This is a genomic window from Bacillus pretiosus (genome assembly GCF_052947655.1).
The window spans coordinates 1,531,507-1,546,663 of the sequence record NZ_CM129593.1 but is presented as its reverse complement, the minus strand read 5'-3'; the positions used below and the strand labels follow the sequence as shown (position 1 = coordinate 1,546,663).

General features: G+C 37.4%; 1 protein-coding gene. It reads left to right on the top strand.

The window, feature by feature from the left end; genetic code table 11:
- Positions 1 to 30 precede the first annotated feature (30 nt).
- Complete coding sequence (locus tag ACU8YW_RS08065; RefSeq protein ID WP_446894050.1) at positions 31 to 15,063, top strand: CLIPPER-2 domain-containing protein; 15,033 nt, start codon at positions 31 to 33, stop codon at positions 15,061 to 15,063.
- Positions 15,064 to 15,157 lie beyond the last annotated feature (94 nt).

Sequence of the window (15,157 nt, the reverse complement as noted above, 5' to 3'; positions counted from 1 at the left end):
CCAAGACTATACTATAAATGAGGTGACAACATGCCCATTACGAATCGATTTTCTACCACCACTAACGGCGCACTCGCGATTACAGGTAATACTTTAGGCTTAAGTAAAATTAGTAATCAAAACCGGGCTGGTACAATCGGGGCAATTGGTGCATTTATAACTACAAATACCGCTTTACAAGTACCGAGTTTTCCTGCTGGTACAACATTAAGTTATACACAAAATAGTTCTACCGCTATTTTAAATATCCCTGCTGGTAGTACTATTCTTTACGCAGAACTCATTTGGGGTGGAAACTACTTATCTCGTGATCAAAACATTACGAGTGTATTAGGAAACCCGGTTTCTTTTACAACACCTGTTTCAACATACTCGATTACCCCTTCAGCTGTTACAGCTTCAAATCAAACATTCGTTTCCGGATCTGTCACATTTGGATTTTATACACGTTCTGCAGATGTAACATCCCTCGTTCAAGCTGGAGGATCTGGCTCTTATACAACCGGTTCTGTCCCTGGACTTGTTGATCCTTTAGATGCTTCTAACGGAGCTATCAATTCTTCTGGATGGACGCTCATTGTCGCTTATCAAAACGGTTCCTTACCCGCAAGAAATTTAACAATTTACGTAGCTGGTAACCGTGTTTCTGTAGAAACTGGTAGTGCAGATGTATCTGTCTCAGGGTTTTTAACACCTGCCGGAGGACCTGTAAGCGGGAGATTATTTATAAGTTCTACTGAAGGGGATGCTGATTTAACTGGGGATCAAGCATTATTTGGACCAAATTTCAGTTCATTAAATGCATTATCTGGGCCAAATAATGCTGTAAATAATTTCTTCGGTTCTCAAGTGAATAATGCTGCCGGAAATTTAGATACAACTGGGACATTTGGAACACGAAATCAAAGTGCTTCTACAAGTACAAATATCTCCGCAGGAAGGCAAGGCTGGGACATTACTTCTATTGATATTTCTCCTTATTTAACAAATTCCCAAGTGTCTGCCGCAATCCGTTTAACTACTAACGGAGATGCATATATGTTAAATACAGTCGGATTACAAATTAATATAAACTCGCCTAACATACAAGCAACGAAAAGCGTGAATAAAAGCGTCGCAGCAATTGGAGATGTTCTCACTTATACCGTTACTATCCCTAATACCGGGCTTCTTCCCGCCAATAACGTTATTTTTATAGACAGTCTTCCTAACGGCACTTCCTTTATACCTGGCACTGTAACGGTAGATAGCATACCACAAACAAATGCAAATCCGGCTGCTGGTATATCTCTTGGAACCATTAATAATAACGCTTCTCGTACAGTAACTTTCCAAGCAACTGTCGTTTCCCTTCCAAATCAGAATCCAATTTCTAACAATGCGAATATTACATTTCAATATACACCAATTGCCGGAGGAACAACTTTTAACGGTCTTGCAACAAGCAACTCTGCAGGAACACAAATTAATCTTGCAGATATTAATGGTACAAAATCAGTTAACAAACTTTTTACTGATATTGGAGAAACGTTAACATACAGTATTGCCTTAGCTAATATAGGAAATATCGCGGCAACGAACGTTATATATACGGATCCGATTCCTAGCGGGACAACTTTCATTCCAGGGAGTGTAACTGTTAACGGCGTTACTCAAGCTGGAGCGAATCCCGCTAATGGTATATCCATTGGAACCATTGCTGCTAATTCTACGACTACTGTTTCATTTCAAGTATTCGTTCCTTCTATCCCGCAAACAAATCCAATATTAAATAGTGGCACAACAACATATCAATACATTCCTGTACCAAATCAGCCAGCAGTAAGCGGGACTGATACGACCAATATCGTATCTACTCAAGTGAATAACGCTACTGTCACAATGACGAAAGCGGTAGATAAAAATTTTGCAGATATTGGTGATACACTAACGTACACTGTTTCCTTTACAGGTACAGGTAATACTAATGCGAATAACGTTATTTTTAAAGATATCATTCCTACTGGAACAACTTTTGTTCTCAACAGTTTAACAATAGATGGAACGACACAAGTTGGAGCAAATCCTGCTAACGGTGTAAATGTAGGATCCATCCCAACTGGCACAACAAAAAATGTTTCGTTTCAAGTAGTAGTAAACACAATACCCGCGTCAAATGTCGTTTCTAATGGATCAAGCGCTTCTTATCAATATACCGTCAATCCTAGCCAATCACCCGTTACAAAAAATATCTCTTCTAATCTTGTTTCCACTCAAATTAACAACGCGAATTTAACATTAACAAAATCAACAAACAAACAATTTGCTACAATTGGCGAAACGATAAGTTATACAATCCTCATTACAAACAGTGGAAATACAGCCGCAACTAACGTGCAACTAACAGATCCACTTCCAAATGGAACGATATTGACTCCTGGTACTGTAACACTAAATGGAGTTTTGCAAAATGTAAATTCTCTCGTCGCTTTACCTATCGGAACAATTCCTGGCGGAGCTACTTTTACTCTTTCTTTCCAAGTAACAGTTATTAATATTACCGCCCAAAATCCTATCATTAATAATGCTTTCGCTTCTTATCTATATACTGTTAATCCAAGTCTGCCACCAACTTCAAAAACAGCAAATTCTAATTCTGTTACATCAACAATTAGACTAGCAAACCTTCAAGCTACGAAGTCTGTAGATAAAACATTTGCGGAAGTTGGAGATGTATTAACTTATACCTTTGCTCTTACAAACGATGGAAATGTTGCGGCGAACAATGTAGTACTATCCGATTCAATTGCGAATGGTACTGCCTTTGTACCAAACAGTGTTACAATTAACAATGTTGCTCAGCCAGGTGTTACACCAGCTAGCATCAATATTGGTAGCATCAATGCAAATACTACAATTACAGCTTCATTCCAAGTATTAATAACTAGCATCCCAAATCCAAATCCTATTTCAAATAGCGCTTCTATTTCCTATAACTTTATCGTGGATCCAAACGCTTCACCTGTAAGTAAGAACACTACTTCAACCACTACATTTACTCAAGTAAACGATGCAAATGTCATTTCAGCAAAAACAGTGGATCGGGCATTTGCTACTGTTGGGGATGTATTAACTTATACTATTCTTTTAACGAATGCAGGAAGTGTTACTGCTGATAGCCCTACTTTCGTTGATACGAATCCAGACGGTACTACCTTTATTCCAAACACTTTCCTTATTAATAGTGTACTCCAAAATAACGCTGATCCAAACGCCGGTGTTCCGTTACCTTCCATTCCTGCTAACGGTGAAATTACTGTTTCTTATCAAGTAACCGTCACTGCTTTACCTACACAAAATCCAACAACAAATTCATCTAGTACACAGTATAGCTTTATTCTAAATCCAGGCGATCCACCAACTATAGAAACCTCTTTAAGTAACACTGTAAGCACACAAATTAATTTAGCAAATGTAGTTATTGTCAAACAGGTAGATTTAACTATTGCTGATGTTGGGCAACCAATCACATATACAATTGCCTTAGCGAACCTTGGGAATACTCCAGCGAATAATGTAGTTGTTACCGACATACTCCCTCCTGGTACGACTCTTGTACCAAATAGTATTTTTATAGGCGGCGCTTTACAGCTAGGTGCTGATCCAAGTGTTGGTCTTCAAGTTGGAACAATTCCCGCAGGTGGAATTACAACCATTGTTTTTCAAATTAGTGCAAATAGTTTACCTTCACCAAATCCAGTTCAAAATAGTGCTGCACTACAATATAGCTTTATCGCAGATCCAAATTTACCTGCTGTTGTTAGAAATGCCACTAGCAATATCGTAACGACACAAATTAACACCGCAAATCTTGTTGCTACGAAACTAACAAGTACAAATTTCGCTGATGTTGGCGATGTCATAACTTATGCAACAATTTTAACGAATAACGGCAATATCCCTGCCACTAATGTAACGTTTACAGATATCATTCCAGATGGTACCATCTTTCTTCCTAATACTGTAACGATTAACGGTGTCCCTATAGCAAATGCAAATCCTGCTAACGGCATTTTGATCGGTACGATTGGGGCAAATTCATCACGTACCGTTTCATTCCAAGTTTTTGTACCAACTATTCCTGCTGTAAATCCAATTACGAATCAATCAGGCACTACATTCCAATACACGTACGATCCATCCAAACCAGCCATCATGCAGATGGTTACTTCTAACACTGTACAGACAACTATTAATAACGCTACGATTACCTCTGCAAAATCTGCTGATAAACAGTTTGCGAACGTAAATGATATTATTACGTATACGACTACTTTAACAAATAACGGGAACACACTTGCATCAAGTATAGTATTTACAGATACCATTCCAAGCGGGACATCTTTTATTCCAAATAGCGTAACAGTAAATGGTACTACACTCTCTAATGCAAATCCTGCTAATGGCATAGCAATTGATCCGATAAATCCCAATACAAATACAACAATCTCATTTCAAGTAATCATAAACTCTATCCCTAGTCCGAATCCAATTCCGAACCAAAGTAACACAACATACCAATATGTCGTAAATCCTAACTTACCTCCAGCATCCGCCAATGTGTTAAGTAACTTAATAACAACTCAAATTAACAATGCTACGATTATCGCTACAAAATCAGTGAACACACCGACTGCTGCAATTGGAGATATCGTTACCTATACGATTGCAGTTACGAACACAGGAAATATTCCCGCTAGTGCAACTGTTTTAACGGATGGACTTGGCGCAGGGGCTTCATTTATCCAGAATTCTGTAACTATTAATAATGTTCCACAGCCAGGATTAGATCCATCACTTGGTATTCACTTAGCAGATATTCCTCCCGGAGATACTATATTCATTACTTTTCAAGCACAAATTTTAGCGATACCACCTAGTGGCACATTAACAAATAACGCTCTTGTAAATTATGAATATAACGTGAATCCAAACCAATCACCTGCTGTTGGTAGTACAATTACGAATACGACGGTTACTCCAATTATTGATGCTACTCTATCTATAAATAAAACTGTCAATTCAACATTCGCTACTATTGGAGATACACTCACTTTCACTTCTACCATTATTAATTCCGGGAACACTACCGCAAACAATGTTATTTTTACAGATTTACTGCCAGATGGTACGACGTTTATCCCAAATAGTTTTACAGTAAATGGAATAACTATTCCTAATACAAATCCACAAAACGGTATTAATATCGGGAACATAAATTCAAATGCATCAGTTATACTCAGCTTTCAAGTAAACATTACAACAATCCCAAATCCTAATCCAATTCCTAACAAATCATCGCTTCAATATAGCTTTATTGTTGATATAAATGAACCGCCTGTTTCACGAACCGTTCAATCCAATAAAACTTTTACTCAAGTAAATACTGCCTCCGTTATCGCAACAAAAACTGCAAGCAGTACATTTGCTGCTGTTGGAGATACAATTACGTATACAACTACTCTCACTAATAGCGGAAATACTACCGCAAACACACCTGTTTTTATCGATATATTACCACCTGAACTTTCATTCGTTCCTGATAGCTTACAAATTAATACCATCCCACAACTTGGATTTAGACCAGATAGCGGGATTTCTTTAGACCCCATTCCAGTTGGGGGAACAACAACAATTAGCTTTCAAGCTATCGTTGGCTCAATACCAGCTACAAATCCTACGTTGAATCAATCCAGTACGACATATTCTATCATTGTGGATCCTACCCAGCCGCCAGTGACAGAAACAGCTACAAGTAATCCAACTTTAGTGCAAATTAACGAAGCTATTATTCAAGCAACAAAAAGTGTCGATCGTCTATTTTCTGACATCGCACCCGGAAATTCATTTTTAACTTATACAGTTTTATTGGATAATATAGGAAACACAACTGCTACTAATATCACTTTTACAGATCCGATTCCAAATAATACAGTATTTATAGAAGATAGCGTTCGAGTAGGTGGGGTTTTATTACCTGGAGTAAATCCGGCGAACGGGATACCAATTGGGGATATTATTGCAGGAGATTTTATAAACGTCACCTTCCGTGTGCAAGTAGTTAGCATCCCAAATCCTATTTTTACAATCGGACCTGGGGGACCAAACTCACCCGTTGTAAACGGAGCTTCTATTAATTATCAATTTATGACAGGGCCTAATTTACCACTCGTTTCACGAAGTACAACATCTAATCCGGTTTCAACACAAATAAATTCCGGAGAAATTTTGGCAATTAAATCTGTAGATAAAACTTTTGCAAAGATCGGGGATACACTTTCCTATACAATTTCATTAAGCAACCCTGGAAATGTCACTTCACAAAATATACTTTTCACGGATATTTTGCCTGATGGAACGACATTTATATCTGGTACTCTTGTAAATGATTCTGGTGCTCAGCAAATTGGAAACCCCGCTAACGGAATTCAAGTTGGAAATATAAATCCTGGCAGTGCGATTGCTATTACGATAAACGTACTTGTAACAAACATTCCAAGTATAAATCCAATTTCAAATTTTAGTTCTGTACAGTATTCACATGTGGTCGATCCTAGCCAACCTGCCGTATCACAAACGAATATATCTAATACTGTTTCGACAACTATTAATAGTGCTATATTAACTACTACAAAAAGTGCTGATAAATCCATTCTTTCTGTCGGAGATACGATTACGTATACAACTACTATTACAAATACAGGAAATACTGCAGCAACGAATATTACTTTCACAAGCGCTATTCCAGCCAACACTACATTTATACCAAATTCGGTCACAATCAATGGTATGCAGCAACTTGGTGCACGGCCAGCACTTGGAGTCAATATACCCAATATCGCTCCTGGCGAAACAGTAACCGTTACTTTCCAAGTAACTGTTATTTCTATTCCCCCTTCAAGTTCAATTATGGATAACGATACAATTTTATACTCTTATACCGTTGATCCAAGCGCAGCTCCTGTTACTACTTCTACTTCAACGAACAGCGTTACAAACCCTGTACTAGATGCTATGATAACGATGATTAAATCAGTTGATCAAACACTTGTAACACTAGGTGATACTATTACCTATACGACACTTTTAACGAATAGTGGGAATACAAATGCTACGAATATTACGTTCACTGACCTTATTCCAGACGGTACAACGTTCGTTTTGGATAGTGTCACAATAAATGGCATCACACAAATTGGTCTTAATCCTAATACAGGTATTACAATTGGATCAATTGCTCCTAACAGCTCAATAGCAATAGCATTTCAAGTTACCGCTACTTCTACTCCTGTTCAAAATCCTATTGCCAATTCGGCTAGTGCTTCTTACACATTTATCACTGACCCTAATGCCCCTATTGTTTCAAGGAATGTTACTTCAAACACAGTGTTCACTACAATTAACACAGCTATCATTCTTTCATTAAAACAAGTCGATAAATCCTTTAGTCGTATTGGAGACACACTCACCTATACTGTTGCTTTAACAAACAATGGAAATTCATCCGCACAAAATGTTATTTTCTCAGATACAATGCCGAGCGGAACTACATTTATTGCAAACTCATTTTCTATTAACGGGGTTCCTCAAAGTGGTGCGGACCCATCGAACGGTGTAAATATTGGGCCTATAACAGCTGGGTCTACAGTAAATGTTTCATTCCAAGTAAACGTGGACTCATTACCAACTGAAAATACAATTGTAAACTTCTCATCGACATCGTACCAATTAGTCTCACCGCCTGATCCAGAAACTTCAATTAGTAATCCTGTTTCAACACAAATTAAAGAAGCTATATTATCCATGACGAAAAATGAAAGTGTCTCCTTTGCAGATATCGGGCAAACTGTTTTTTATACTACGTCTATTTCGAATATAGGAAATACAGATGCAACTAATATTGTATTTGCAGATGCATTACCAAGTGGACTCACATTTGTTCCTAACACATTAACTGTTGATGGTGTTTTACAACCTGACGCGAATCCAAATACAGGTGTATTACTTGCAACACTTCCACCAAATGAAATATATAGTATCGTATTTCAAGTTACGGTTAACAGCATCCCACCTATTAACCCTGCACCAAATATAGCATCAACGACGTATGAGTTTAGTGTTGATCCAGGTAATCCGCCGGTATCGAATACAGCTAGCTCCAACACTACACTTCTTCAAATAAACAACGCAAATATTATTAGCACAAAAACAGCAAATCTTACTTTTGCAGATGTTGGTAATACAATAACATTTACACTTAACCTTCCTAATACCGGGAATGTTGCTGCTACTGATGTAACTATTATCGATATTCTTGATAGCAATTTAAGTTTCATTCCAAATAGTTTCACAGTTAATGGGCAAACCATTCCAAGCGCTGATTTGTCTACTGGTGTAAACATAGGTTCAATTAATGGTGGTAATACGGCAATCGTTACATTCCAAGCAACTGTTACTACACTTCCAACACTTAATCCAATTTCTAATTTTGCTTCTACCACATATCATTATGTCGTTGATCCTAGCCAGTCACCTATTACAACTTCCAATCAATCCAATACAACGACAACACAAATTAATAGCGCTATCCTTACTGCACAAAAAAATTCAAATGCGGAAACAGTAGATATCGGGCAAGATATTGTATACTCAGTTACGATTACAAATAGCGGCAATGTTAGTGCGACGAATGTTATTTTTACCGACCTAATTCCAGACGGAACTTCCTTTGAACCGAATAGTTTTACACTTAACGGAACTACCATCCCAAATGCAGATATCATTACAGGCGTTCCAATTGGTGATATCGCGCCAAACGAATCTGTCATCGTAGCATTTCATATTAATGCCAATGAAATTCCACCTATAAATCCAATTACCAATCAAGCTAGTGCTAGCTTCCAGCATATCGTTAATCCGGCTAATCCACCTGTTTCAAAAAATATTACTTCTAATAGCGTTACAACAAAAATTGAAAGTGCTATTTTAAACACTATTAAAATAGGAGATAAAGCTTTTGCAACGATCGGTGATACGATTACGTATACAACCACTATTACGAATACAGGAAATATCTCTGCTAACAATGTTGTTTTCTCAGACCCTATACCGACATGGACACAATTTGTTGCAGGATCAGTCATTGTTGATGGCACTTCATTACCATCCGCTTCTATCATTGACGGTGTTGGCATAAATACAATAACTCCCAATCAAATCGTAATAATTATGTTCCAAGTGCAAATCATAAGCAACCCAACAACGTTCACACCTGAACTCCAAAACTTAGGATTTGTGAACTTCCAATATAACGTAGGAAATGCATTACAACCTCAGCCTGGCAATGTGGAAACGAACGTCTTCGTTACTTCTATTAATTCAGCAATACTTTCAGCCGTAAAAACTGCTAATACAGCCTTTGCAAATATCGAAGACACGATCACTTATACAGTTTTGATTCAAAATAGCGGCAATACAAACGCTACGAATGTAAATTTCTCAGACCTCATTCCAGCAGGAACGACCTTTGTTGAAAATAGTTTTACTGTAAATGGAAGTACCATTCCAGGTGCAAATCCAAATAACGGAGTGAATATCGGAACCGTTAACGCGGGTAGTTCCTTAACTGCTACTTTCCAAGTCATAGTTACATCTACTCCACCTTCGAACCCAATTACAAACGTTGCATCTATTCAATACGAATTTATAGTTGATCCGGCCTCTCCTCCTGTTACCGGCACAATAAATTCTAATAGTGCTTCCACACAAATTAATAACGCGACTGTTACAACTGTTTTAGAAGCAAATCGTACAATCGTATCTACCTTAGATATAATTACGTATACAGCAACATTAACGAATACTGGAAACTTCCCTGCAAATTCTGTATTACTCATTAACGGAGTTCCTGAAGGTGCATTATTTGTTCCAAATAGTGTCACGCTTAACGGGATTTCACTTCCAGATGCAAGTCCAACTCTCGGTATTCCAGTTGGTATTATCGCACCAGGTGATTCTGCTACTATTACGTTCCAATTTCTTGCAAGTTCTATTCCACCACAAGGAGCGATTATAAATCAAGCACTTACAAGTTACACTTATATTGTCGACCCAAGTCAACCTCCAGTTACAGCAACCTCTTCATCTAATACGGTAAATACAGCTGTCGTTGATGCATCGCTATCTGTAATTAAAAATACAGATTCTCTCGTACAATCTACTGACGGTACAATCACTTACACGGTAGTCGTTCAAAATAACGGAAATACAACTGCAAATACAGTTACTTTAACAGATTTGGTCCCAGAAGGAACTGCATTTATTCCGAATAGTGTAACCATAAATGGCGTTTCAGCTCCGGGTACTGATCCAAACGTAGGAATCTCCTTAAACGCCATTGCACCTTCAGAAATCGTCACCGTCACATTCCAAGTTATCGTTCAATCCATTCCAAGCGTGAATCCAATTTCTAATATAGCCCGTATTGACTATACTTTTATCGCCGATCCAACTGCTCCTATCATCTCTCGAACAATTACGTCTAATCCAGCTTTCACACAAATTTCGGATGCGAATGTTCTTTCTTTAAAAGCTGTCAATGCACAACAAGCAACAACCGGTGACATTTTGACCTATACGATAACACTAGAAAATACCGGAAATATTCCAGCTACTAATCTCATATTTTCAGATACGATTCCAGAAGGGACTACATTCGTAGAAAATAGTTTTACACTTAACGGAACAGCTATACTTGGTGCAAATTCAAATGCAGGTGTTACTTTGCCTAACCTAGTAGCAAACGCTACTCACCTTATTTCGTTCCAAATTCTTATTAACGATTCATTCTCGCAACAATCGATTACAAATCAATCTAATACAACATATACAATTCAACCAGACCCAGGACAACCGCCTATTACCGAAACATCTACAAGTAATATTGTCATTACAAATTTCGTGCAAGCACAATTGACAGTTACAAAAACGTCCAATCCAATAACTGTAGATATTGGCGGAACTATACTTTATATTTCTGAAGTGAAAAATATCGGCAACGTTGACGCAATAAATATTATTTTTACAGATTCTATTCCAGCTGGGACTACATTCGTTCCCGACAGTGTCACAATTAACGGTGTACTTCAACCAGGTGTAAATCCAGAAAACGGAATTCCAATTGGAACGATTCCACCAAACAGTTCCAAAACAATACTATTTCAAGTACAAACAAATAATCCACCAACTGCAACCGAAATTGTAAATCAATCATCTGTAAATTATCAATATGTAAGTATTCCTACAGCTCCACCAGTGAATCGCTCTGCAAATTCTAATATCGTTACAACATCACTTCAAAATGCAAATATTATTTCTGTTAAACAGGCGGATGTTACTTTCGTAGCCATTGGGCAAAATATTACCTACACAAATACACTACAAAATATAGGAACTGTTCCAGCGAACAATACGGTGTTCATTGACAACATTCCAGAAGGTACTATATTCATTGAAGATAGCTTATCAATAAATAATGTGATTCAGCCTGGTGCAAATCCTCAAAATGGAGTAACTCTTGGCACGATACAACAAAATGAAACAATCACTATTTCATTCCAAGTACAACTTACAAATATACCAGTGGGCAACACAGTCATTAACATTTCAGACACTTCGTATGAATACCAAATTGACCCTAGTTCTCCGATTATTCAGCGTAGATCATTATCAAATGCAGTAAATACTGAAGTGCGGACGGCAAATGTTAGTGCAATTAAATCTGCTAACAGATCTATTACACGTATCGGTCAAATCATCACATATACAGTCGCAGTTACAAACGCTGGTACAGTACCTATTACAAATACTATCCTAATTGACGCAATTGCTGCTGGCACTACATTCGTTCCAAATAGCATCCTTGTAGACGGCATACCAAGACCTAACGAAAATCCAATTACCGGTATCAATCTTGGTATTATCCTTCCAAATAATACGATTATTGTTACGTTCCAAGTAAATGTAGTCTCTATACCTGCACAAAATACTATTAATAATATCGCTGTTATACACTATGAATATAAACCGGAACAAAGCGCACCACCAATTTCAGAAACAACCTCTTCCAATACTACAAATATACAATTTATTGATGTGATTCTTATCGCTACAAAATCTGCTAATAAAGTATTAGCTAATATTGATGACACCATTGAATATACAGTATTCATTCAAAATAACGGATCTACTACAACTAACTCCATCTTTTTTACAGATACTATAGAAGATGGAACAGTATTTATTCCGGGAAGTGTAACAGTTAACAACACTGTACTTCCTGCAGCAGATCCGAATATCGGCTTTTTCATTCCTAATATTGCGTCAGGGCAAGCGACTACAATAACGTTACAAGTTTCCGTTACGAATTTGCCAGCTTTAAATCCAACGCCTAATACTGCAAACATCGTCTACGACTTTATTTTCAATCCTGACTTTGCACCAATTCAAAAATCTACTACTTCCAATACTACTTTCGTCCAAATTAATGATGCTGATATCGTTTCACTGAAAACTGTTGATTTAACTTCTGTAACGATTGGTGACATTTTAACTTATACAACAACTTTAACGAATATAGGAAATGCAGATGCTACTACTGTTGTATTTACAGACAATATACCTGACGGAACAACCTTTATAGAAGGTAGCGTTTTAGTAAATAATATTCCTCAGCTTAACGCGAATCCAAGTACTGGTATACTTGTAGGAACGATTGCTCCTAACGTTTCTATCCCAGTCACATTTTCCGTTACTGTGGTAGCTCTTCCAGCTAGTGGTCGTATTCAAAATCAATCAACTTCTCGTTATACAATTAATAGCGAAGAACAAATATCGACTAGTAATATTACTATCACTGAAGTTATTTCTGCTCATGTAATTGCAACAAAAACAACACCTATCCAATACGCTGACCTACAAACGATTATCCCTTACACAATTTCCATCACGAACAATGGGAATATACAAGTTGAAAACATTATCGTTACAGATATTATTCCGGCGAATACGAGCTTTATAGATAATAGTGTTATTGTGAATGGAAACGCCCGTCCAAGTGACAATCCACTTAACGGGATACGAATTGATAACATTCCGCCTAATACGACAGCAACTATTCTATTTCAAGTACGGGTTACTTCGATTCTGCAAACAAATCCAATCTCTAACACGAGTACAATCGAATACCAATACACCATACCAAACCAGCCGCCTATTACCGAAACTATCATTTCATCAGCTGCCGTAACAGAAATTCATCACGCAAATTTAAATAGTAATAAAGCTGTTGACCTTGCATTTGCAACAGTCGGTGACACGTTAACGTATACGATTACACTCAATCAAACTGGTAATGTTGCAGCGAATAATGTAACCATTCAAGATATGATTCCTCAAGGTACTACATTTATAGAAAATAGCGTCATTGTAAACGGAGAAGCCCTTCCGGGAGTTAATCCAGTAAGTGGTATACCAATTGATACTATAACTGTCGGCGGAAACGCTGTCGCTTCATTCCAAGTAACCGTGACTTCTATCCCAACACCAAATGAATTGACGAACCAAGCCATTACTACTTTTAACTATATAGTCAATCCAAATAATTTACCTGTTACAAACACGACTACAACAAATACCGTCACAACAACTGTCCAAAATGATAATGTCGTTGCCATAAAGTCTGTTAATGCTACGAATGCTTTACCTAGTCAAACTGTAACGTATACAATTACGATTACGAATAGTGGTAATGTAACGATTGAAGATATTATTGCCATAGACACCGCACCAGTAGATACAACCTTCGTTACAGGCAGCGTTACGATTAACGGAATCAATCAGCCTAATGAAAATCCTGAAAATGGTATTACATTAGGAAGCCTTACTCCTAATGAATCTACTATCATTACTTTCCAAGTAACAATATCTCCTACAACTCTTCAACCAGCAATTAATAACGATGCTTCTGTTTCCTATACTGTTACCATTGACCCGAATGAACCACCTATTACAATTACAAAGCAAACAAATGTCGTTACAACAACAGTAGTTGATCCTATGGTTCGTATTAACAAAACAGCCGACACATCTATTGCCGTTATAGGTGATATGATTACATTCACATTAGAGGTATTGAACCATTCCCCGATTCCTACGATAAGTACTTCTATTTTAGATATCATTCCAACTGGTACAACATTTATAGAAAACAGCGTAACCATTAACGGCACTCCTGTTCTAAATGTCCGTCCAGACACTGGTATGAATATCGGTGCTTTACCAGCTGGCTCCGTAGCAAAGATAGCATTTAAAGTTCTCGTCACGTCTATCCCTTCAAACAGCACAATTATCAATTCTGCTTCCGTCACAGCCGCCTTCCAATTGACACCACAGGACCCAATTATTACTTTCATTGACAATTCAAATATCGTTCGTATACCAGTTCAATTTATAACTGCAACAGTAGTGAAAGATGCTTCCGTCAGCTCAGCTTATTTAAACCAATATTTTGATTATACGATGCGTATTACGAATACTTCTGATATTTCACTTTCAAATGTTTCATTACAAGATACCATTCCAGCAGGTTTACAATTTATGAACGGTACTGTCTTTATTAACAGCGAACGCTCTCCACTAGCGAATCCGAATATCGGTTTCCTAGTCGCTACTAATTTGGAACCAAACGAAACAATTATCGTATTATTCACAGTACAAGTGATAAGTCCACCTGTTAATAATGAATTTAAAAATACGGCGGATATTTCTTTACAACTTCAAGTCTCGCCTACCGATCCACCAATTACAGTAACCGTTACAAGCAACGAAAACATCGTCACTTTTATTCCAAAAAATCCTGATGAAACACTTCCAAATTTCAATTGTTTCTTTGACGGCGAACGTTTTATACGCATTACTCCTCGAAATATACGAAATTACTTTTGGACTTGGATTTGGTGGCGTTAATTTAAACAAAAAGAGATTGTAGTTTGGTTGAAACCAAATTACAATCTCTTTTTTATTCCCTTTATCGTAATACCTAATAACTCGTCCAAGCATT

What these genes read in the sequence shown, in the direction of transcription:
- ACU8YW_RS08065 (WP_446894050.1), top strand. Translation starts at nt 31, where the DNA reads ATGCCCATTACGAATCGATTTTCTACCACCACTAACGGCGCACTCGCG.